This window comes from Caballeronia sordidicola (assembly GCF_000729995.1).
In the GTDB taxonomy this organism is placed as follows: Bacteria; Pseudomonadota; Gammaproteobacteria; order Burkholderiales; family Burkholderiaceae; genus Caballeronia; species Caballeronia sordidicola_A.
Genome location: NZ_JNFG01000201.1, coordinates 17060 through 39270 on the forward strand (window position 1 = coordinate 17060; position 22211 = coordinate 39270).

A 22211-nucleotide genomic window follows, 5' to 3' on the forward strand; every position below is an offset into this window, starting at 1 on the left:
GTGGGGGGCGGTGCCTGGGTTGCCAGGTTCTGGCGTTAGGGGTCGGGGCCAGTGGTGCGTTGCTAAGTTCTGAGGTTAACGGTCAGGGTCAATGCAGGGTTGCCGCTTTCGCCGTTGATGCTAGCGCCCAGAACGTGACAAGGGTCGACCTACGCTTTAAAACTGGCGCCTACCCGTGGCTCCCAGCCAAGAAACAGGATAACAAGGCGCAAAAATGAATCTCCCCAGAAAGCGCATGTCCCGTTGCGGTCCATCCAGTCGTTCAAATATGGTTGCCCGATGTAGCCTCGCGCATATCTATCCGCCGTGCGCCGCTGCGAGTTTGCGCATCTCGCCAAGGTGCACACCGAGGTAACGCTGATAAGCACACTCGGGACACCACTGGCCTTGTCGCACATCGCGCGCATTCAACTCGAAGTGATGTCCTCGTCCGCACACAAACCGCACCGGCTTCGGGTACTCGTCGACCCCAATTGATAAGCGCTTCCCGCCCCAAACGGTCGCGACTTTTTTAAGGGCGTTGAGCATTCGTCTTGCGTAGACGCGCGTAACATTCGTACTCCGGTTCGGTATCGTGGACGACGCATCCTCGAAGCGCCGACGCATCTTCGGCGTGACATGCGGGGCGTACACCTCGTAATGGCGCGGGCCGCGGAGCCTGCCGTCTGCTTTCATGATTGACTTTGATATTTTGATCGTAAATGGGACGTTCGACACCGGATACCCTGATGAACCTGCGCCGGCGTTGCCGACCAGCCATGGCTCGCCGTTCGCGTTTCTTTCCGATTTCACGATATTGCGTCCATATGCAAGTACCGCCAAGGCGTGCCATTTCTCCTAAATGGTCTATGACTGGGGCAGGTTTGCGCATACACACCACCGTCCCCGCACTACGTCCCTTCGATATGCTTGCCACTCGCTCCCATGTGTGCATCGCCAAAGAAGCGGAGCATTCGTACCCAGATATTCCGGGGATAAGCAAAGTCCACCGTATCTGGTGGCAAGCTTGCGCATCTCGCCTATCTGCTCGTCGAGGTAACGACGATGCGCACACTCGGGACACCAGACACCTTGCCGAAGGAACTGCACTAACAATTCAAAGCGATGCCCTTGTGCGCAGGCAAACAGAAGCGGTGAATAGTGCCCATCAAATGCTGCAGACAAACACGCGCCGCTCCACGCGCAGGCAACTTCCTCGACGGCGTTGAGCATCCTAGTGTCATAGTCAACCGAACCAACGCCGCCACGCCATGGCATGGTGGCGACGGCGTCCCATACTCGCCATCGGGTCTTCTGCAAAACTGTAGGAGATGAGACGTTGTATTCCAACGCCCTAAGCCTCTTGAGATTCGGTTTCATGCGTAAGTCCCGCGCCCATGTCCACGGCTTGCTCAAGCTGGAAGCGGCCGCAAACCTTGCCGCACAGCCACTCAGGTGGTTTTCCTCTGCCGTTCCACATCGCCCCGGTCAGCGGATTGCGATAATGCGATTTCATGCAAAATAATTGATCGTAGAATCAGCAATCACGCGATTCGTGCCTTCCGGACAGTCGCACATGACGATGTCTCCATCCAGTACACCGCGCGTATTACTTAGACCGAACGTTTCCGCCGTGCCGAAGATCGGCCCGTTCTTGCCGCATTTTGGGCATGACGCGAGATCCATGTGACGTGCAATAGGCCGTCCGTCGTCGAGCGCGGTTTCATCGCCGTCGAGGATCTCGCCTCCAGTCGTTGTTGCGTTGCCTTTCACTGCCATCTTTTTCATATTTGCTTCCTTGGGAATTACTCTGCGCGTGCTTGCTAATCGCGCGCGTCCTCATGCGTTGTAAGCCGGGCTTGTCCCTCTGGCGTGAAATACGTGCCATAGCGCACAAGACCCCCTTGATGCAGTTCGCACGTCATCGTAAAACTGAGCAACATGCCGTCCTCCGGATCGGCGGAAGCTATATCGATCGATTTCAAACGCGGCTCGTACCTAAGCAACGTACCTTCAATCTCACGCCTAAGCGTGTGCGCCGAGGCCGGCATGTGTTTATAAATCGTCGACAGATCGCCCAAACCGTAGTCAGGCAAATGCGCAAGGCTTTCGCGACGGCTATTCAAAATGCGCTGGATGTTGTCGCGCACCGAAAGGAACATTTGCTGGTTCCGGCTGTGCAGATCAATCCGATCGCCGTTCGCAAAATGACCGGTTACAGCTTCGAACAGTCCAGGTCCGCCACGCGTCATGCCGGCAACCCGCCGGTGCTCGTGGTGGCTTCGTCAAAATCGACACCGATGCCGGTATCGTCGGAGTACGACAACCTGACCGCACGGAGCGTTTGAGCTTGCGCCACCCGCACCAGCAACTCCCGCGAGAGCACAGGAAGAATCTGCTGGTCGAGCAGGCTATCGATATTGCGCGCCCCCGAATCCGGTAACTGGCATGCACGCACCAGTTCACCGATCAGTGCGTCGTCACAGATGAGCGGCACGTTGAACTTGCGCTCGATGCGCTGCGCCACTTTGGCGAGCTTCATGCGCACGATCGTAGTCATCGCGTCGGAAGAGAGCGGCCGGTACACGACCGTCTGAAAGCGAGCGAGCAGCGCGGGTTGGAAATGCTCAACGAGAGTCGGCCGAATTGCCTCCATCAACATGCTGGTGGTCACCTCGCCGCCGACTTCGACCACAGCCTCCTGTGCCGCCATGATCAGGTCGCTGCCCAGATTCGATGTCATCACAATCACCGTGTTGCGAAAGTCGATCACGCGCCCTTCACCGTCACGCATGAAACCGCGATCGAAGACTTGATAGAAGACGTTCAACACATCGCGATGTGCTTTCTCCACTTCATCGAGCAGGATCACGCTGTAGGGACGCCGACGCACGGCTTCAGTCAGCACACCGCCCTGTCCGTAACCCACGTAACCCGGTGGCGAGCCTTTGAGCTGAGACACCGTGTGGGCTTCCTGATACTCGGAGAGATTGATCGTCAGCAGTGCCCGCTCTCCACCGAACATCAGGTCGGCAAGCGCTCGTGCCGTTTCCGTCTTGCCGACACCGGATGGTCCGACAAGCAGAAACACGCCGAGCGGCGCGTCGTCGGACTTAAGGCCCGCTTTGGCCGCGCGAAGGCTCTTGCCAAGTCCCGCTAAAGCATCGTCCTGGCCGACCACGATCTGTCCGAGTCGCGTTTCCAGTTCGAGAAGCGTGGCAAGTTCGTCCGATAGCAAACTACCCACCGGCACGCCCGTCCAGTCGGCAATCACGCGGGCAATCGCGGCTTCATCGACTTCCGCGTAGATCAGTGCATCGTTGCCATGTTGGGCAAGTTGATCATGCGCGTGTTTGATCGACGGCTGCAAGTCGCGACGCTCGGTTTCGTCGGTTGCCGCATGCCACTGCGCACGTAGCGCAAACAACGTCTCGATCGCATCCTTCTGCTGCGCGAATTCAACTTCCAGTTGGACAAGCTCGCGCGTGAGCGTTTCCAGCCGCGTATCGATAGAAGCAAGACGGTCCACATATTCCACCGACGTCGCGCCTTCATCGTGCAGCAATGCCGTGCGTTCCACTTCCAGCGCTGCGTGTTCTGCACGCCGGGTGGAGATCGCGATCGGCGTTGCATCGAGACTCATGCGCACGCGTGCGGCCGCGGTGTCCAGCAGATCGACAGCCTTGTCCGGCAGTTGACGACCGGTGAGGTATCGACGCGACAAACGCACCGCCGCGCTTACCGCGGCGTCAGTAATATGCACGCCATGATGTTGCGCGTAGCGCTCCTTCAAACCGCGCAGCATCAGGCACGCGTTGTCGTCGTCGGGCTCATCGACTTTGACCATCTGGAAACGCCGTTCAAGCGCGGCGTCACGTTCGAAGTATTGTTTGTATTCGGACCAGGTGGTGGCAGCAATCGTACGTAATTCGCCTCGGGCGAGCGCGGGTTTGAGCAAGTTCGCCGCGTCCGCGCCACCCGCTGTGTTGCCTGCGCCAATCAACGTGTGGGCTTCATCGATAAACAACAAAATGGGCTTGGACGAATCCTGGACTGCTTCAATCACGTTCTTCAGCCGCTGCTCGAATTCACCTTTTACGCCCGCACCCGCTTGCAAGAGACCAAGATCGAGCGTCAGCACGCTGACATTTCGTATAGCCGCAGGCACATCGCCTTCGATAATCTTTAGCGCGAGCCCTTCAACTAGCGCGGTCTTGCCTACGCCCGGTTCACCCACGAGGATCGGATTGTTCTTGCGGCGTCGCGCGAGGATATCCACCATCTGACGGATTTCGACTTCGCGCCCGAACACCGGATCGATCTTGCCGTCGCGTGCTTTCTGCGTGATGTCGATAGTGAAGCGCTGCAACGCGTCGGACGTCGCTTTTGTCGCTAAGGCCGGTGACTGTTCAGTGTTCTCGTGGTTAGCGTCCAAACGTTCCGTGCCGTCTGTTGCCGCATCCGTCTGCCCCTCCACCGACACCCGATTCAACTCCGGCATCAACCGTCCGATCTGCACGGCAGATATGCTCAACAATTGCCATGCATCGGGTGCACGCAGCAAATGCGGCATATCGGCGAGCACGGCCAGCAAGTGAGCCGAACGGATAGTAGGCTGATCACCTTCGAACGAAGCGCGCAACCAGGCGGCCTCCAGTATCTGTCCAAGCCGATGAGACAAACCCGGCTTACCCCTTAATTCACGCGGCAACCGGTCGATGCTTTTAAGCAAGCCGTTCCAGATGCCGTCCATCTCAAGCTCATAGCGCCGCGCGATTGCTACCAGATCGCCGTCGCCAAGTTCCAGCAATTTGATCAGCCAGTGCTCGATTTCGATCTCTTTATGCGCGCGGGTCTCACACAGGCTTGCTGCATCAGCAAGTGCACGGGCGCAGTGGTCGTTCAGGCGGCGCAGGAATGGCGAGAGGTCGCGAGCGGTCATGGAGGATCATCGAAGAGGATGCAAAACGCACGAACCTGCGAGCGAGGCTCGTGCGGACAAAGCGGTTCAGGCGGACAAATGCGTCCACCCGTCACCGGCTACTAAAAACGCGCTTACGAGCGTTCGTTCCAGCTATCGGCGTGGATGATGTTGCCGTCCTTGTATGCCCACGTGATCTTCTCGTAGCGCAACTCGATCTCTTCCAGATGGTTGTGCTTTTCGAACGCCGGGTTCTTGATGTCAAGCATCTTCGGCTTGACGCTCACGACCTTCACGTTATCGAGTTGCGTATTGAAGTACTCTTTTTCCTTACCCGCGTCGTCGATCTTGTACCACTTGATCTCGATCGACTTGAGCGTCTGGCCGCTCGTCACAGCCTTGTACAGATACGGCGTCGATGCGTCCGTTTCCTTCGTGAACGTGACGGCGCTGTGCACGCGCGTGCCCGTGAGCTTGCCGGTGTTCCCATCGGTCGGAATGTGAATGCCGTGCTCGAACGCAACCACTTCAACGCTGCCTTCGCGACCGGTAACGGTAACGGAACCCTTGACGTCCGCGCCGCCATCGTCCTTGATCCACATGTATGACGGAATTGCCATTTCTTGTTTCCTTTTTTAATTAAAAGAGCAGGCCACAGTGCCTTCATGACCCTCGGGAGGTGCCCCGTTCTTACGATCGTCACGACAGTCCGGAACGAGCGTAATTTCGACGCGGCGGTTCGCAGCGCGCCCCGCCTCTGTTTCGTTGCTGGCTTTGGGACGCGTGTCGCCGTAGCCTTGAATGGCAAAGCGCGTGGGTGAGATCCCGGATGCGTCCGCCAGCCAGTCACGCACCGATCCGGCTCGCGCTTCGGAGAGTGACTGGTTGCTTCGCGGATCACCTACGGAGTCCGTATGACCGGCAATCAATACACGCTTCGATGCATGCTCCTTGATCAATTCCAGTGCGCCGACGAGCACGCGGTTCGAGCCGGGGTTAAGTACTGCGCTGCCGCTGTTGAAGAGGGACAGACTGTTGAGTTCGATCATCGATGGCGGTGGCGCGGGCGGCTGATAACCGGCAATCAAGGCAGTGGCAACCGGTAACAAAGGTGCTGCGCGATAGAAGCCAAGACTCAAACGAGGCGGCACGCCATCGCTTGCGTAACGGCTCAACTGATCGCGGTCACGCTTGATGGCGCTAAGCGCGTCGACTCGCGCCGCGTCCATGCTCTCAGGTATCGCCCGATATCGCGCCATGTCGTTATTCACGCGCTCGACGAGATTGCGGTTCTGCCAGGCGGACGCACCAGCCGCCGCACAAAACACCGCAACAAGGGCCAGAAAGCCGTGAGCCAATGCACGTGATAACGGACGGTGAATCTGTTGCGCGGCGATGCCGCGCATTAGCGATTCGGGTAGCGGATAGCGCGCGACGTTATCTATGTTTTCGGAAGCAGTGGCAGATACATTCACCGGTAATGTCAGCGCCGTAATACCGCTCACATACTTCGCGAGCAGCGAGTCGTGCGCCGGGTAACTCGAAACAGCCATCAAGCCGACAGCGCAGACGTGCACCGCACGCGTGCCCCGTTGTTCATCGATAAGAACAGGCAACACGACGGCGCTCGTCCACTGTGCCGCCGCGTCGAGCCGTGCCGCGCGACGCGCACGCGCTTCGCGCTCTTCGGGGATCGCCATGCCAGCGTAAGCGGCGAGGCGCGTGGCGATCGCCTCAGGCAACGTGGCGAGTTCGATATCGGAGGAACCGGACACGCCAAACCACGGACATTCATCCGATGTGGGCCGACGCTCGTTCGCATACACCGCCAAGCACACAGGCATCGGATAGCCGACCGCCCGACTCGCTTCCCCCACGGCCGCACGCCATCGGCGCAGCACGCCCGTGAGCGCCGCCTGATCGTTTGCAGCGTCGGCATCGACGAGTAAAGCAACCGCGTCCGGGCCTTGACCTTCGCGCCAGCGCTTGAGTGAATCGGCGAGGTGGGCGAGCTTCGCCGGATCGCTCGCGCGAACCCAGATCGCAGTATCGGTGACACGCACCGCTTCGTTGCCAAACGCATGGGCCATCAACGTCTCAGTGGTCGACGCCACCAGCACGATGGGCGTATTGCGCTTGATATCGGCGGGCAGCGCACTAAGCGCGCCATCGATCTTGCGCAGGACCGGTTGCGTGGCTTCGGTGCGCGTCAACGCTCGGCGCGTTGCAATGACCATCGCCACCGCCGTGCATATCATCACCGCAACGCCAGCGCCGATATTCCAGCCGCTCGACCACGGCGAGCAGAGCACGAGCCAGACGATCGCAAGCAGCGCGATCCAGCCAAACAGCGTTCGATACGGATAGCCGCGCACCGGCCCAAAGACGCCGCCCGCGACCACGCTGCTTGCTGTCTTGCTACCCATAGCGCCCTGTGTCATGCAGCCATCCGCGCAATCGATGCAGCGAGCCACTGCGACAGCCCCAGATACACCAGCGCCGCGATCACGACACCCGATACAACCCACCCCAGCGGCGACATGCGTGCATTGAGCACGCTCCACTGCCGGACGATACCTTGCGTCAATAGCACCGTCCCCGACGTATCCTTGGGCGCTGCCTGCCCGATCTGCTGGTCCAGCGCGCGCATCAGTTCAAGGCGGGCATCGGCGCCATTGATCGCGAATTGACCCTTGAATCCAAGGCCCAGAACGGCGCTGAAGAGATTCAGCAGCGCCAGCCTGGGACGCGGCTCTGCAAGCCGTCGCCGGATCAGCCCGATGAGTTCATTGCCGGCATCGTTGGTCTGGAATTCCCTGATCTGGAGCGGCTCCTTTTCCCATGCGTCGCGATCGGCTCCCTTCAGGCGCAGCAATGCGGCTTCATCGAGCAGCGCGCATTGCGCGTATGTCGCGTCGCGGATCACGTCAGGCAAATGTCCGGCGGACGCCAGCTCGCGCCGCAACGCTTCGACCTGTGCCAGGCACTTGTCGCGAAACGTGGCGAAGGAGAGCGCCGTGGCTTCATCTGCTAGCGACGCGACGGTCAGCGCCGTATCGCGAAACGCGTTCGGGAGCAACGGTGTATGAACGGTTTCGTCGTTCATGTTGGCAGCACCGCGTACAGTTCAAGCACGACATCGGGAATGGACGACGGCACATAGAACTGGCAAGCGCGGGCCGCGATCATCCGTTTGAACGCCGGGTGAGCGCTATCGAGCGCGAAGTACTGGCTTTCGATACGAATAGGAATGGCCGCCGGCAAGCGCGACATCACGCGCAACGGAATGCCCGGCATGGCCGAGTTCACGATTTGCTCAACTTCATCGGGTGCACCCGCCTTGCACAATCGCGGCAACTGTTCGAGCAATGCGTGCGCGGGCAGCGACGATTGCACGGACAGGTAATAGTCAGCGCCATCGGTCAGGCGTTCATCGTTGATCTTGCCCATCCACATCGTTTGTTTCGGGCGCTCCAGCGTAATGGGCACCACGCGTGACGGAATGACCGTATCGAGCAACGCCCGGATCAGCGCTTCCAGTTCTGCAAAGACGGGTTCCGGCGCGGCGTGATCGTAAGCGGGAATGGCTTGCAATGTTTCAGTCGTGGAGAAGGTCAGCAGCGACCCCGCCAGACGTGCCAGCACGCCATACAAGCGCTCAGGGTGCTGATTTGGGGCAGCACACAACCGCGCGATATCCGGCCACGTGCTGTTCACGCTATGCAGCAGCCAGAAGAGCGAGACATCGGACACGGCATAATCCGCAATCTGGTCCGAGCGCTCGCGACGGCGCACCGCGAGACTCGCGCTCTTGGCGCTCAGAATCTCGGAGATCCGCTTCATTCGCTCGACCAGCCGATCATTCGCCGACAGGAACAAACACGGCGGCACGAACGCCGTATCGAATTCGAACTGCCCCTGCGTATTGCGCGTGACACGGCCAATCGCGCAGGTCACGTAATTGCCGGACTCTTCAAAGTCGAACAGAAGCGCGAGCGAATGCCGCTCGACGCTCAGTTCTTCATGACCTTCGCCATTAATATCGGCGACGTTCAAATACTCGCGCGCATAACGGCGCGGGCGGGCGTGACGCTCGCCTTCTTCCAGACAGTTGTTGCCCTGCGCGCTCAGCAGCGGCAATGCAATCGACACAACAGCGCCATCCACTTGCGCCGGGATATCACTCAATTGACGCGGCACGGGCAATCGATCTGCCGTTTCCGAATCGATGAGCGAACCGTCCGGCAGACGCGCGTCGATCGCGTTTAATTGCAGGCGGTTAATTCCCAGCGCCTGCTGATCGAAGCCGACGCGAATCACGCCCCATGCATCGGGACTGGCCATGCGCGCGATGCGGTCATCGGCGAATTGATTCCACATCGCCTGTTGTTGAAAGTGCTGGGGCGTCATGAACACACCCTTGGCCCACAGCGGTCTGGTTATTTTCATTTGTTCGTTTGATGCGCGCAAAGGGACACGCTGCACGACGGTTGCCGTGCAGCGCGGGTGGCTTCAATAGCTAAAGTTGTCTTAGCTTTTTGCCTTCGGCATCTGCGAGACCAGCGACAAATTCAGATCCATGCCTTCGATCTGGAAATGCGGCACGATAAAGAGTTTTACGCGGAAAAAACCCGGATTGTCTTCAATGTCCTCGACGGTCACCTTCGCTTCGCGCAGCGGATGTGAAGCTTGCAGCGAATCGCCCGGATCGGTCATCTCGGTGACGAGCGTCTTGATCCACGTATTCAGTTCGAGTTCGAGCACGCGCCGGTCTTTGGTCGTGCCAATGTTCTCGCGCTGAATCAGCTTCAGATAGTGCGCGATACGCGAGAGCAGGAAGATGTACGGCAGGCGCGCATTAACCCGGCTATTGGCCGTTGCATCCTTCGTGTCATAGATTGCCGGCTTCTGTGCCGAGTGCGCCGAGAAGAAACACGCGTGATCGTGGTTCTTGTAGTACGACAGGGGAATGAAGCCGAGATTGGCGAACTCGAATTCGCGCGTCTCCGGAATCAGCACTTCGGTCGGGATCTTCGCCTGATTGCCGGTCCCCAAGTCATACAAGTGGATTGGCAAATCGTCAACGAGGCCACCTGCTTGCGGACCACGAATCTGCACGCACCAGCCATTCTCGATGAAGCTTTTCACCATGTTGGCCGCGAACGCGAACGACGCATTCGCCCACAGATAGCGCGTGTGATCCGGTCCCTTCACGGCTTCCGTGTAATTGAACGCGCGCACCGGCACCGTTTCAGGACCGTACGGCAAACGCACGAGGAAACGCGGCAGCGTCAGGCCGATATAGCGCGCATCGTCCGATTCGCGAAAGCTCTTCCATTTCAGATACTCGGCACGATCAAAGTAATTGCCGATGTCGCGAATGCTCGCGACTTCTTCCATCGAGTCCTTGCCGAAGAACTTCGGCGCAACAGAGCCGATGAACGGCATGTGGGCCGCCGCTGAAACCTTCGAGATGTTGCGCAGCAATGCAATGTCCTGCGGGCTGCGATCGAACTCGTAGTTGGAGATCACGGAGCCAATCGGCTCACCGCCTGGGGTGTCGTATTCCTGGATGTATGTGTGAAGGTACAGCCCACTTTGAATGATTTCAGGCGTGTCCTCGAAGTCCTGACGCAATGCGTCCTTCGAGACATCGAGCAGCTCGATTTTGACGTTCTTGCGAAAGTCGGTCTTGCTGACCAAAAACTGCAAACCGCGCCATGCCGACTCGATTTGCTGGAACGTCTCGTGGTGCATGATCGCATCGAGCTGACGGCTGATGCGCTGATCGATACTCGCCATGTGGTGATCGATCAGGCTCTTGTCCAGGCGATCGACATTTTGTCCCGCGACCATATCGAGGAACACGCGCAACGCTTGCGTGACGCGTTCGTCGGTCGATGACTCGGACAGGGAGTCCGGATTATGGAAGGAGTTAACCGAACGGGCTGACGCCACCGGCGTCATGTTGATCTTGCTGAACAGATTCGCGTAGACGTTGTTTGCAGCGACCGCGCCTGACGCGGCGGGTTCGTCGAGGACGAGCGTTTGCCCCGCCGCTTCAAGAGCGCGGTGTTCATTCTTTGCCATGGTGTGACTTCTCGACTAAAAGGGTAGCCGCGAGGGAATCGCGATAATTCGGCTTATTGACTGGACGGGTTTATTGCACCGGCTTACTGGACCGAAGGCGCCGATTCACCAATGCCCTGAAGCTCGGATCGAAGGCTCGCGGACAGCGTCGGATCAACCAGAATCTTTTCGAGTTCGCGACGAAATGTGGTGTTGTCGAGCAAGTTCGATTTAAGGTCGCGCAGCAGGTTTCTCGCCGACATCAGCGCCCGAAGTTCCGGTACGCGCTCAGCGACTTTTGCGGGACTGAAATCTTCCATTGACTTGAAGTCAAGGTCGACGGGCAGATCGCTACCGTCACCGGCAAGCGTATTGTCCACTGCGATTTTTGCCTTCGGATTCAACTCGGCGAGCACCGCGTCGAAGTTGTTCTTGTTGACCGACACTTTGGTCCGCTCGCCCAGCGCCATGGTGTTTTGCCCGTTGCTGTAGTCACCCATCACGAGCAGTTTCAACGGCAGTTCAACCTTCTTCGATGCTCCGCCGGTATGCAGGTCCAGCTTGATATTGACGCGTGCTTTGGGCACTTCATTCTGGAAACTTTCAGACACTTCGTTTCTCCATTTTTTCGAATTCGCTGGCCGATGCGACCAATCTCGCGAAAACGGTATCGCTAGAACGGGTGATTGAGGAATACGAAAATTCCTAATAAACGGACCTTTCATCGTAAATACATCGCCCCGTTTGCAAACATTTCGCCATCAGCTATCGTGCCCGGTTGAGAAACATATCGCACGACTATGCACAAGATCTCGCACAATCCGCGAGGTTCAAAAGACGACTGAGGGACGAAAACGATGCAAGAAAATGTTCGGGGCGCAGGATCGCGGCGCTCATCCAGCGCACTCATAACGGGGCGGCAGGCATATCACGTTGACGTGCCGAGCGCGGCTAACGCCAAGGACCTCTCCGTGGTGTCCTACCACTTGCGTGAGGCCATGAATGAGCCCTACGAGATCACGATCCAGCTAACGCACCCCGAGCAGCTCACTCGCGCTGACTTCCTCGGCCGCGATGCGCACTTCACAGTCTCCGCCGAAGACAGCCTGGAGCCACGCGAATACCGCGGCATTCTTGTCAGCTTGATACGCACCAAAAAAACGAAGGACGCGTTTCACTACACCTTCGTCATCAAGTCGCAGCTCTCGCGTTTAAGCCTGGTGCACGCAAGCCGCGTGTATCAGCACCACAGCGGGCCGCAGCAGATCGAATCGATTCTGCTGAGCGATAACTTCATGGATCACCAGTTCGTCTTCAGGCTGCGTCGTGAATATCCAGTCCATGATTTCCGTCTGCAGTACCAGATGTCGAACCTTGACTATATTCGTCTGATATGCGAGCAGGAAGGACTGTTTTTCTACACGGAAAAAGGTAAGCATGGTGACGTGATCGTGTTCGCGGACGATATCGATCACTACATCTATACGCCTCAGTTGATGGTGCCGTATCGCGAGAACGCGGGGCTTGAGGCGGGGATTGAAGCGGTGTTTGCGCTTGAGACACATGCGGATGTGGTGCCGCAAGCTTTTACCGTGGCCGACTACAACCCCCTCATCGCGTGGGAACGGTTCAAGGCCGAAGAGAACGTTGCGCAGAGCGACACGACCACCTATGGCAAGCCCTACGTCTACGGTACGAACCATCTGAATCAGGCCGGTGCCGAGTGGGAAGCGCAGCTGCGGCACGAAGCCGCCATTGCGTGGCAGGTGGTGTATCACGGGCAAAGCAATGTGCTGGAGTTGCGGCCGGGCCGCATTCTTCGCATCGATGAGCCACTGCCCGATGCGCTGACCGGACAGGTGATTATCGAGGTGACGCACTCGGGCGGCCGGGGCGTCTCGTACACTAATTCGTATAAAGCGATTCCGTCGGACCGACGATTTCGCGTAAAAATAGACGAGAGCAAGTGGCCCAAAATTCACGGAGCGCTCAGTGCGCGCGTGACGTCGCCCAAGAAATACCCCTACCCGTACATCACGAAATTCGGTCACTACACGGTTCGGCTCGACCTCGATTTCGATGAGTGGAATCCGGGCGGTGAAAGCGTGCCGCTGCGCCTGGCGAAGCCCTTCTCAGGAGCGCTGCACACGGGTTTCCATTTCCCGGTGCTCGACGGCACGGAAGCGGTGGTTATGGCCCGCGATGGCGACCCAAATAAGCTTTTTATCTCGCAGTTCCATCACAACAGCATTCAGTCCGACCTGATCACGAATCAGGACCGGTGGATGTCGCGTCACGTCATTCGCACGCAGAGCAACAACAAGCTGCGCATGGAGGATTGGAAAGGTGAAGAGCATATCAAGCTGTCGACGGAGCATTCTGGGAAAAGTCAGTTAAGTCTCGGACACCTCGTTGATAACAATCGGAAAGAGCGCGGTTTTGGGTATGAGCTGCGTACGTCTGGTTATGGGGCGATTCGCGCCGGTAAAGGCATGCTCATTTCGGCCTACGACCAGCCCGGCGCTGGTGGCAAACAGCTAGATATGTTAGCCGCTAAGGCTCTACTCGACGAAGCACTCCAGATGATGCAAGGACTTGCACAGGCGGCGCAAGCTGCGCAAACCTATGCGAATGACGTGGAAAAACAGCGGCAACTACTTGCCCAGCGGCTCGACAAGCTGCAAGAAGCGGTGATCTTGCTAAGCGCGCCAAAAGGCATCGCGCTTGTAAGCGGGGATCAACTCCAGGCTTCAGCAAAACACAACGTCACTGTATCGGCAGGTGAAAGCGTCGATGTTGGAGCGGGAAAAAATATCACGCTGTCCGCTGCGAACGCAGCTTCGATCTATGCGCAGAACCTCGGTATCAAGCTAGTTGCGGCCAAAGAAGACATTCAGGCTGTCGCTCATACCGGACAGGTGATTCTGACATCTCACAAGGACATGAAACTGACCAGCGTGAATGGGGAGCTTCATGCCGCAGCCCATGGGTCGTTGATCTTGTCCAGCGGTGGTGCATATATCAAGTTGTCGGGGGGTAATGTCGAAATTGGTTGTCCCGGAACGCTCACACTCAAACGCGCCGGCATGAACCTTGAGGGGCCAGCGAACCTCCATGAAACTTATCCGCCTTTGAGCAATGCAGGGCCTAACAGTCGGAAGTTTGCTTTGCATTACGAGGGACGCCCCAACCATAGGCTATCTAATAAACGCTACAGGCTTCACAAAGAAAACGGCTCGGTTATTGAAGGTGTTACTAACGCCAGCGGCGAGACGAGTCTGGCACAAAGCGAGATTGCCGAACTGGTCCGGGTTGAACTATTAGGCGGAGCGAAAACGTGACAAATATAAATAGGTTGATCAACGATTCTCCACGAACAGTTCGTGCGGGATTCGCCGCTGTCATGTGCGCATTGGCGCTAAGCGGATGCAGTGCCCTGATGCCCGTCGGTGTGCCATCGAATTTCGGTGCTCATGGACCGAGCATTGACAGCTTCCCGGAGCATTTCGCATATCGGATTGACGATCATCGCTACATCACGACTCAGGGCAACGACAGATGTCAAGGAATGCTTTACTACTATGACACTCAAGCGGGTGTACGCACGGCAGTTGGGCCCACGGGGCAGATCGACCGAGGAACGTTTAGCGGATATTACGCCGCGCAGTCCCAATACGTAGCTATACCATCAATAGGCTACTCCGAGATTAGTGGGCCGCTCCTTTATATTTATTACTCGTACGACCGAGGGAACACCTTTAAGCGGTTCTTGGCGGGCTCCTACGCGGGAAATTTCGACATGATAATTCTCGATGGCAAGAAGCTTTATGTTGTTCGAAATAGCGGCGATCCTACTAAGGGAATCTACGTCGCTTACCTGTATGACGTGAGTCACGAGATTACTACCGGTGACAACCAGCAGGCAATCAGGTCTGAAAGTCCAAGCGTCACGCCGAGCCAAGTGCCGATACGAACAACTTCACCATCTGGAAAGACGAAGTGGGCATGCGAGGCGACGGCGCACGATTAGCGCAAGTGGACAATTAAGCCACGATATTTTTGGTATCGAAAACAAGAAATGAGAGCCACATGACCCAAGATAGACCTAATTTTGTTGGTGAATCGATGTGCGTGCCGGGAGACATGCATCTCGCACACATCCCTGTTAAACGTCCATTGCCCGGCGTCGTCATATTCGTGCACGGCGTCAATTCCGAAGGAGAATGGTATGACTTTGCTGAGCAAGGTCTCGTTCACGGCCTGAACCAACGTTTAGGACGCGACGATCTAACTGCGAGTAGTAACGACCCCCGCGACGATCGACTACGTGGCGAAACAAATCGAAGCCCCGTGATCCGCTTTTATTGGGGCTACCGTGCCCCTATTTCGGAGACATTGAAACGAGATTCGAAGGGCGAGATTAAACTCAAGTACAGGATTTTCTTGAAGCGCCGCGACGAGGTTCCCGGAGCACCGGAAAGGTACACCTACGATCGCTTTTCATACGATTACCCCGCCAACAACGTACCGGGCACTTACTATTGGGGCGGCGGTCCGTTTCAGAACGGCACCACTGCCCTAAACATGTCGTGGTACGACGGTTTCGATCCCAATTTCGGGATCATCTTTGACGCCGGCAGCCCTTACATCATGAAGGAACGCGATCGACCGCTCAACGAAGCGCCGAAGCGGACCTATTTCGTTAACGCCTCACGTCGACTTGCCGATCTGATCGACTCGATATACCACCAGTATCCACACGACACGGTGAGTGTGGTTAGCCATAGTCAAGGCACGATGGTCGCATTGCTCGCCATGCTGATGGTCGATAAGGTACCGGACGCGCTCTTCCTGTGCAATTCTCCTTACTGTTTCGAAGACAAGTTCCTGGACGGTTTCGCGTACTGCTCCAAATCTCCCACCAGTGGCTCACGCGTTCGGACCTTCTATAAAGTTCTTGATCGCTTCAAACAATCCAAAGAACTCGCGTCCAGCAAAACGACGGAGGAGCAACTCGATGGAGTCGGCGGTTGGCTGGACGAAGCCGATCTGCCGCCGCACGAGGGCCGATCTTTCATGCCCAGTGGCGAAGTCGATGGGCCGGTCGTTGACGTGCCGCCCCCCGCTTCGTGCTCGCCGCATACAGGACGGATGTGGACACCTGCAATACCGACTGAAGAACCGGTGCCGGGTGAAGAAGATCATCACAATCACGGACGGGTTTTCGTCTACTGCTGCCCCCATGATCGAGTCATGGGTTCGGTGCCACTTCAAAGCATCGGATGGAAGGGCGTGGACTATAAGTTGCCGCACCCAACGGACCCACGAGCCAAATTACTGCCGTTCGTGGACTACAAAGGCGTTTTGTATCAACGTCAATTCATGCGATCCCATTCCGTCGGTAGCACCCCTGACGGAAAGGACGGCCCACAGACGCCGCGTTACCCGAAAGAGGGCGAGTTCTGGATGCCACCGCAACCGGATAAAAGTTTGGGATTGTTCGATGAACTCGCCGTGCCGTCGAAGGACGCAAGAATCTATGTGAATGGTTCCCGAGTCCCTGAGCCAGCATCGATCGAGCTGATGGGACTGTTCAACGAAACCAATAAGGACGGTATAAAGATCAATAAAGACGCGGACTACAGGTTCACGAAAGAATTGATCGAAGAAAAGAAAAAATGGGTGGAAGGACCAAAAGATTTCTACACCGGTCAACGGAGCCAACGCCTCCAAACCGACAAGGAGATTGAAACGGAAATGGCGACCACAAATGCTACCCCGACCAATCACAGCACCATTTTCAGCCATGAAAAAGGCGAGCTTGTTCGACGAATTCTTGCTTATGACTTGCCCATTGGGCGAGCCCAATGTTTCGAAGATCCAAACCACCCAGATTTCTGGCCCAATTTGATAAAAAAAGCTGATTGGCTAAACGAAGGAGGCGATGTTGCTTACCAACAAGGGGGCGACTTCAACGCCGAAAACGTGGGTGTAAAACTTGTTGACCCCGAGACGCGCGAGGTCGCGTACAAAGAACTTGAGCACTGGCGGGAAATGTATGGTGGGTCTTGATCGCCCATATGTCCGCGCGGAGCTATGTTCGACACAGGTTCTCGCGCAGCGCGTCATACGTACCGGCGTGTGCCAAACCAAGACCGATGGATCTCTTTGTCCCGCGATCCATCGGCGAGCGTCGCAAAGCAAACGTAGCTACCCGACCAGCGACGGTCCCACACCATACGATTTCCGGTTTTTATGGCCCTTGATATAGATTCGCTTGCGCCGCCCGCTGCGGCGCTGTCTGCACCGCCCTCGTTGCTCCGATGGAGCGTCGTATTCTTGACATCCTGCATGCTGGGGGTTGTCTTGATGCTATTGCTTTGGCCCAAGAACTTGCCAACCGCGACAGCGTTGTTTTGGACAACAGTCATTGGAATCCCGGCAATCGCATCGGCGGTGGTGGTCGTGATTCCCTTGCTTTTGCGCGCCGGCGCGCAGCGCGACGCAGACGCTTGGAACCGGGCACGCGACGTGGACGTGCAGAAGGCCTTTCAATCGGAAAGCCGCGCCATCGCATTGCTGGCAGGAAGTTATCGCTTTTCTTTGGACGACGAGAAGAATGACGTTTCCAACCTCGTAAGCGGAGATCTGCTGCTTGTGGCGCAACCGACGCCGGATCGATCGGCTGCTGTCGAAGCGCGATGGTTTGACGCGCCCGCGTGCGCCGTGACAGAACGCGCGACCACCTACGATGCGACCCGTCAACTGAAAGCGCTCGACAATGTCTTGAAGAAATTACTTGATGCCGTCACAAGCGCGATTCAAACATTGCCTGGACGAATCCCTCTTACGGTCAAACTACATGTTGCAGCTCCGTTGATTGCGGACGATATCGAGAAGCGGTTTCAGCTAGCGTGGAAAGTCGCTGATCTGCGCGACGTAGCCGTCATCCATGAACCTGTTCCTCCCGGTCTGATGTCGCTCGACAGATGGCTTGACCAAGGACCGGGACCCGAGCGCGATCATGCGACTTTACTCGTGGTTATCCAGTTGCATCGTCTCGTATCAAAATCCCCTCCCAAAGGCTGCGCGGAGGCTGGCGTCGCGCTGCTGACAATTCCTGAAGACTTGGCTCGACGCAACGGACTGCAATCCAAAGCGCGCATATTCAGGCCCCGCGAGGGGACCATTGCTACCTTAGCCGAGACGCTCAAATTCGCACTAACTTGGGGTGCTGCAGAGTCCGATACGGTGGGCCATTTGTGGCACACGGGTTTTGACATGGTAGGTCAGCGAGCACTGTTGAGTGCAACCAAATCCGTAGGACTCCCTTCGACGACAGAGCGGCAGCCGCCCGGTGCACACAATCTCGATCGCATGTTAGGGCATGCCGGCGCGGCGGCCGACTGGTTCGCTCTGGCTTGTGCTTGCGAATATGCAGACGCATTCGGCGGCCCGCAACTGGTTGCCACCCACGATGGACGGCATGCATCGATTAGCGTGGTCCGACCGACCGATCGCCCGACCTTACACAAAAGCTTATAAATGGACCGAAAATTTTTGTTCGACGCGTTGTTGATCCTGCTGCTCGCGCTGTTGGCGAGCGTGATTATCTGGGTATGTCGACAACTGGGCGTGATCGAGTCGCCAGCCATTCCACCGTTCGCCTATCGCGCTGTGGCCGGGATGGGCGCTGCCGGAATTGTAATGGCGATATGGGCATTGGTTTCGCGGTACAAAGCCGGTGAGTATCAGCTGGCACGTTGGAAAGCGGCAAATAACGGTCAAGGGGCCGGATCTGCCCGGGAACGCGGACTCGAAAGGTCAACAGAAGGATTGCGATCAACGCTTCGCGCGACGCATGGCTTTTTTTGGCGCTATCGCCAGCCCTGGCTGCTCTTGACTGGCGAGGCGCAGACGATTCGGCGCTTGATGCCCGAACTGGCTGAAAACGGGTGGCTTGCGACAGATGACGCGGTGCTGCTCTGGGACAAGCCGGGTTCGGACGGTGGAAACGACGATGATTGGTTGCGACGCCTGTACGGGCTCCGCCGTCGTCGCCCCGTTGATGCAGTCATTCTGACGTTGGACGGTGAAACCAAACCGATTTCGCAACGCGGCGGTACGAACGCCCACAGCATCGGTCTAACTCGTATTGCCAACGTTCTGCATTGGTCCGCGCCCGTCTATGTGCTAGATGCCGCTAAAACGGATGCCTTCAACAACGGTCGCACAGCGGTGATCGGTTGTGACTTTCTGCCCGACGCCAACGAGCGCGCGATCGAATCAACCTTGCTTGCGCTGCGTAGTCGAATCGGACATACAGCCATCGGGCAGTTGATTCGAAACGACAAAGACCGGTACGGCGCAAAGCTATCGCAGCGACTTGATACCCGCAGCGCTCCACTCGCGGCGTTGATTGCATCGTTGGCAAATCGCAAGACGCGACATCAGTCCGTTAGCGCCGCGTTCTTCGCTCCGTTGCCGGTGCCGTCCGATGCGAATGCGGTCGTCGATCCCAACGCGCTAACCAGCGCCGATCTGCCGCTGTGGACGCACCTCGCTACCATCGCCCGCAAAGCGCGAGGCAGACGCATGGGCTGGCATCCGGTGACCGTGTTCTCAACCATCGCGCTGAGCGTGCTCGGGTTGTGGACCGCGGGCATGCTGATATCGGGCATGACGAACGGACGCGATCTCGTTCAAGCGCGCAATACGGCTCAAACCCTCAAGACAGCATCTGACCCGGCCGCTCGCCTGCAAGCCTTGCTCGCACTGCAACAACAGATAGGCCGTTACGAGGAACGCGTCGCGCATCAGCCGCCATTATGGTCGCGCTTTGGCTTGAATCAGGACGCTTCGATCCTTGCCGCGCTTTGGCCGTCCTACTCCGATGCCAGTAAGGCGGTCCTGGTGACCCCGATCCAGCAGAACCTCGAAGCCACGCTCGTGGATATGAGCCAGATGCCCACCGATGCCCTCGATGACCACGCCAACGCCGCCGCTCAAGACGGCCACAAGGCGCTTAAAACATACCTGATGCTCGCCGATCCAAGCCGTGTCGATGCAGGCTTCATCACGCCCCAACTCACGCATTACTGGAGTACGAACGCAAACGTTTCCGTCGGTGCGAAGCTCGATATCTCTGAACGACTGGCGGGCTTCTATGCGCAACACCTGAAGGCCCACGACGCATGGCGCATCCAGCCGCGACCGGAACTCGTGAACGTATCGCGTCAGACGCTGCTATCGGTAATCGGTGTGCGCAATTCGGAAGACACCGTTTATCAAAGCGTGCTGGCGGGCGTGGGCAACAAGTACCCGGACCAGACGCTCGCATCGCTCACAGCAGGCACCGATACGCGCGGGCTGATTCGAACCAGCGTAAGCGTACCCGGTGTCTACACGCGGCAGGCTTACGAAGGATACGTCGCGGCAGCGATTGTCGAAGCCGCTAAAAGCCGCGACGTGACCCGCGACTGGGTGCTGGCGAATGACACTTCGACGGACTCGGCCGATGCCACGCAAGCGCCATTAGCATCGTCCACCGACGCTCTCGAACTGGCCCTCACCACGCAGTACTTCAACGACTACGCCGAGCACTGGCAATCGTTCATGAACGCGCTGCAATGGCAGGCCGCGCCCAACATTCCCGCTGCCATCGAACAGATGAAGCTGCTCGCCGATGCGCGTCAATCGCCCGTGATTGCCTTGATGAAGTCGCTCGACTATCAGGGCACGGCAGGTATGCGTCAGGCATCGTTATCGGACACGCTGGTGGCCAAGGCGCAGAACATCTTTGGCAAGAAGGATGACGCGGCAGCCGTTGCAGTCGCAAATGCATCGGGCCCGCTTTCAGCAGCGTTTGACCCGGTGCTCAGGCTCGTTGGACAGGTCAGCGAATCGGCAACAGCGAAGACCCCTGTCGCCAGCGATGTCAGCCTGCAACGCTACCTCGAACGCGTCACCGCGCTGCGCTTGAAACTCCAGCAAATCAGCAACGGTGCCGATTCCGATGTTCAAGCGCGCCAGCTCGCTCAAGCGCTCTTCCAGGGCAGAGGCTCGGAACTGGCGGACACGCAAGCGTACGCGCAACTCATCGCGGCTAGCCTCGGCGCGCAATGGTCCGGCATGGGCGACGCACTGTTCGTGCGCCCCGTCGCACAGGCCACGCAGATCGTCCTTCAACCCGCGCAAGCAAGCCTCAACGATGTGTGGCATCAATCCATTGTCACGGCCTGGAACAAGTCATTCGCCGGCCGTTATCCGTTCGACAACACCGATAACGACGCATCGATTCCCGAACTCGCGCGATTTCTCAGGCCGCAAGGTGGCTTGATCGCGTCGTTTCTCACATCGCAACTGGCGGGCGTGCTCGAATTGCAGGGCGACCAATGGGTCGAGGTCAACTCACGTGGTGGCGCATTGCAGTTCGACCCGGCGTTCCTCAAAGCCGTGAACACACTGCAACGCGTCGCGGGACACTTGATGGCGCAGGGCGAGCCGCAGTATCGCTTCGACTTCAAACCTGTTCCAACACCGGGCATTACTGACACGCTTCTCACCATCGATGCACAGAAGCTGCACTACTACAACCAGCGCGAAACCTGGCAGGGCCTGATGTGGCCTTCGAACGATCAACAAGTTGCCGGCACGCGTCTGCAATGGCAGACCGAAACGGCGGGTACGAGCAAGAACTTCGAATTCGGCGGCCGTTGGGCACTCGTGCGCATGCTGGAGCGCGCGAAGGTCGAACCCATCGATAGCGCAACGTTTCAGCTTACGTGGCAGGCAGCGCCGGATACGAGAATGACGCACGTGGCCGTAGTCGCGTCACCGGCCGCCGCTTCATCGCCTTCACCGATTGCGCAAAAGCCATCGCATCGAGCCAGCGACGACTGGAACAGTTCAGCGCGGGAGCCGAGCGCATCGACCGAGAACCTGGCACTTGACAGCCTCGTCACACAGCAACCGTTGACCGCAGCGCCCGCAAGCCTGACCTATCCGTTGAGCTACCTGATGCGCACGGACGTGGGCAAAGGTCCGCTCGAACTGCTCGCGCTGAAGGGGTTTGTTTTGCCGAACCGCATGTTTATCGATAAGCCGCGTGCCGCAAGCACCGACAGAAGCGCGAACCCGCCACCGTTGCCCAAAGCCGCTCGTGAAGCCGCGAAACTCGCCGCCACGCCGTTGCCGGATCAAACGTAATGAAGCACTCCACAACGTCGGCGCGTGCGCTCAC

The 22211-nt window shown here is 57.8% G+C and carries 16 protein-coding genes; 5 read left to right on the plus strand and 11 right to left on the minus strand.

Features of this window, described 5'->3' with window-relative positions:
• Positions 1-297 precede the first annotated feature (297 nt).
• From FH08_RS0138865 to tssB, 11 genes are all read right to left on the minus strand, one after another.
• On the minus strand, positions 298-792 hold the full coding sequence (locus FH08_RS0138865) for a hypothetical protein (RefSeq protein WP_152603031.1): 495 nt from the start codon (positions 790-792) through the stop codon (positions 298-300).
• 541 nt (positions 793-1333) lie between these two features.
• The gene (locus FH08_RS52255) at positions 1334-1495 is read right to left on the minus strand and encodes an H-NS histone family protein (RefSeq protein ID WP_152603032.1); all 162 of its coding nucleotides are present in this window, start codon (positions 1493-1495) and stop codon (positions 1334-1336) included.
• Positions 1492-1767: a PAAR domain-containing protein gene (locus tag FH08_RS0138870; protein ID WP_031363514.1), complete on the minus strand. Its 276-nt coding sequence runs from the start codon at positions 1765-1767 to the stop codon at positions 1492-1494. The genes FH08_RS52255 and FH08_RS0138870 overlap by 4 nt, the downstream gene beginning before the upstream one ends.
• A 35-nt stretch (positions 1768-1802) precedes the next feature.
• The gene (gene tssE / locus FH08_RS0138875) at positions 1803-2231 is read right to left on the minus strand and encodes a type VI secretion system baseplate subunit TssE (RefSeq protein WP_031363515.1); all 429 of its coding nucleotides are present in this window, start codon (positions 2229-2231) and stop codon (positions 1803-1805) included.
• Positions 2228-4921, minus strand: a complete 2694-nt coding sequence (gene tssH, locus FH08_RS0138880; protein WP_031363516.1) for a type VI secretion system ATPase TssH — start codon at positions 4919-4921, stop codon at positions 2228-2230. Before tssH ends, tssE begins: the two co-directional genes overlap by 4 nt.
• Positions 4922-5034: 113 nt before the next feature.
• Positions 5035-5520 (minus strand): Hcp family type VI secretion system effector, encoded by a 486-nt coding sequence (locus FH08_RS0138885; RefSeq protein ID WP_031363517.1) that lies wholly within the window; start codon positions 5518-5520, stop codon positions 5035-5037.
• Between the two features lie 15 nt (positions 5521-5535).
• Positions 5536-7341 carry an OmpA family protein gene (locus tag FH08_RS0138890; RefSeq protein ID WP_235210644.1) on the minus strand — a complete coding sequence of 602 codons (1806 nt, stop codon included), beginning with the start codon at positions 7339-7341 and terminating at the stop codon, positions 5536-5538.
• Positions 7338-8006 (minus strand): DotU family type IV/VI secretion system protein, encoded by a 669-nt coding sequence (locus tag FH08_RS0138895; RefSeq protein WP_031363519.1) that lies wholly within the window; start codon positions 8004-8006, stop codon positions 7338-7340. Before FH08_RS0138895 ends, FH08_RS0138890 begins: the two co-directional genes overlap by 4 nt.
• On the minus strand, positions 8003-9349 hold the full coding sequence (gene tssK, locus FH08_RS0138900; protein ID WP_075583437.1) for a type VI secretion system baseplate subunit TssK: 1347 nt from the start codon (positions 9347-9349) through the stop codon (positions 8003-8005). The genes FH08_RS0138895 and tssK overlap by 4 nt, the downstream gene beginning before the upstream one ends.
• 81 nt (positions 9350-9430) lie before the next feature.
• Positions 9431-10990, minus strand: coding sequence for a type VI secretion system contractile sheath large subunit (gene tssC, locus FH08_RS0138905; protein ID WP_031363521.1), 1560 nt, complete (start codon positions 10988-10990; stop codon positions 9431-9433).
• Positions 10991-11073: 83 nt separating this feature from the next.
• A complete protein-coding gene (gene tssB / locus FH08_RS0138910; protein WP_031363522.1) occupies positions 11074-11580 on the minus strand; it encodes a type VI secretion system contractile sheath small subunit in 507 nt (168 codons plus the stop codon).
• Positions 11581-11826: 246 nt separating this feature from the next.
• Here tssB and FH08_RS0138915 point away from each other — a divergent pair, with 246 nt between their 5' ends.
• From FH08_RS0138915 to FH08_RS0138935, 5 genes are all read left to right on the plus strand, one after another.
• Positions 11827-14310 (plus strand): type VI secretion system Vgr family protein, encoded by a 2484-nt coding sequence (locus FH08_RS0138915; RefSeq protein ID WP_031363523.1) that lies wholly within the window; start codon positions 11827-11829, stop codon positions 14308-14310.
• A 98-nt stretch (positions 14311-14408) separates the two neighbouring features.
• Entirely contained in the window at positions 14409-14999 is a 591-nt protein-coding gene (locus tag FH08_RS54525) for a T6SS immunity protein Tli3 family protein (protein WP_419178051.1), read from the plus strand.
• A 59-nt stretch (positions 15000-15058) separates the two neighbouring features.
• Entirely contained in the window at positions 15059-17041 is a 1983-nt protein-coding gene (locus FH08_RS48950) for an effector protein Tle3 domain-containing protein (RefSeq protein WP_051888877.1), read from the plus strand.
• 279 nt (positions 17042-17320) lie between these two features.
• Positions 17321-18514 (plus strand): hypothetical protein, encoded by a 1194-nt coding sequence (locus FH08_RS0138930; RefSeq protein ID WP_051888878.1) that lies wholly within the window; start codon positions 17321-17323, stop codon positions 18512-18514.
• Positions 18515-22177, plus strand: a complete 3663-nt coding sequence (locus FH08_RS0138935) for an ImcF-related family protein (protein WP_031363527.1) — start codon at positions 18515-18517, stop codon at positions 22175-22177. It begins immediately after the preceding gene.
• The last annotated feature ends 34 nt before the right edge of the window (positions 22178-22211 follow it).

Coding starts and splice junctions, on each gene's coding strand:
- tssH (WP_031363516.1), bottom strand. CDS start 4,921: ATGACCGCTCGCGACCTCTCGCCATTCCTGCGCCGCCTGAACGACCAC.
- FH08_RS52255 (WP_152603032.1), bottom strand. CDS start 1,495: ATGAAATCGCATTATCGCAATCCGCTGACCGGGGCGATGTGGAACGGC.
- tssK (WP_075583437.1), bottom strand. CDS start 9,349: ATGAAAATAACCAGACCGCTGTGGGCCAAGGGTGTGTTCATGACGCCC.
- FH08_RS48950 (WP_051888877.1), top strand. CDS start 15,059: ATGACCCAAGATAGACCTAATTTTGTTGGTGAATCGATGTGCGTGCCG.
- FH08_RS0138870 (WP_031363514.1), bottom strand. CDS start 1,767: ATGAAAAAGATGGCAGTGAAAGGCAACGCAACAACGACTGGAGGCGAG.
- FH08_RS0138935 (WP_031363527.1), top strand. CDS start 18,515: ATGGACCGAAAATTTTTGTTCGACGCGTTGTTGATCCTGCTGCTCGCG.
- FH08_RS0138930 (WP_051888878.1), top strand. CDS start 17,321: ATGCTGGGGGTTGTCTTGATGCTATTGCTTTGGCCCAAGAACTTGCCA.
- FH08_RS0138890 (WP_235210644.1), bottom strand. CDS start 7,341: ATGACACAGGGCGCTATGGGTAGCAAGACAGCAAGCAGCGTGGTCGCG.
- tssC (WP_031363521.1), bottom strand. CDS start 10,990: ATGGCAAAGAATGAACACCGCGCTCTTGAAGCGGCGGGGCAAACGCTC.
- FH08_RS0138885 (WP_031363517.1), bottom strand. CDS start 5,520: ATGGCAATTCCGTCATACATGTGGATCAAGGACGATGGCGGCGCGGAC.
- FH08_RS0138915 (WP_031363523.1), top strand. CDS start 11,827: ATGCAAGAAAATGTTCGGGGCGCAGGATCGCGGCGCTCATCCAGCGCA.
- FH08_RS54525 (WP_419178051.1), top strand. CDS start 14,409: ATGCCCGTCGGTGTGCCATCGAATTTCGGTGCTCATGGACCGAGCATT.
- FH08_RS0138895 (WP_031363519.1), bottom strand. CDS start 8,006: ATGAACGACGAAACCGTTCATACACCGTTGCTCCCGAACGCGTTTCGC.
- tssE (WP_031363515.1), bottom strand. CDS start 2,231: ATGACGCGTGGCGGACCTGGACTGTTCGAAGCTGTAACCGGTCATTTT.